The 342-nt window shown below is 33.6% G+C and carries 1 protein-coding gene; it reads left to right on the top strand.

Going from position 1 to position 342, the window contains the following annotated elements; all coding sequences use genetic code 11:
• Window positions 1-342 (top strand): T9SS type B sorting domain-containing protein (locus OJ995_RS13555; RefSeq protein ID WP_264369919.1); only part of this gene is annotated, 342 nt, incomplete at both ends.

The following is a 342-nucleotide window of genomic DNA, read 5'->3' as shown; positions in this document are numbered from 1 at the left end:
AATGTATTTACGAATGTAAGTTCTGGACCTCATACGATAACAGTAATTGATACACAAGGATGTACTTATTTAGTTCAAACGGTATTTGTGATTAACTATCCACAATATTTCACTCCAAATGGAGATGGTATTAACGATGGTTGGTTCATCGCAGGCTTACAAGATACAGATTACATCTACATCTTTGATAGATATGGTAAACTAATCAAACAGTTACGAGGTGAAGAGTTTTGGGATGGTACTTACAACCTAGAAAACCTTCCTTCAACTGATTACTGGTTCACCGTTGATTATTTAGAGAATGGAGTTAAAAAACAATTTAAAGCACACTTCTCATTAATA

Origin of the sequence: Flavobacterium lacisediminis, from assembly GCF_025909975.1 — a bacterium.
Taxonomy (GTDB): domain Bacteria; phylum Bacteroidota; class Bacteroidia; order Flavobacteriales; family Flavobacteriaceae; genus Flavobacterium; species Flavobacterium lacisediminis.
Note: the sequence above shows the minus strand (reverse complement) of the source record. Positions and strands in the feature narration are given on the sequence as shown.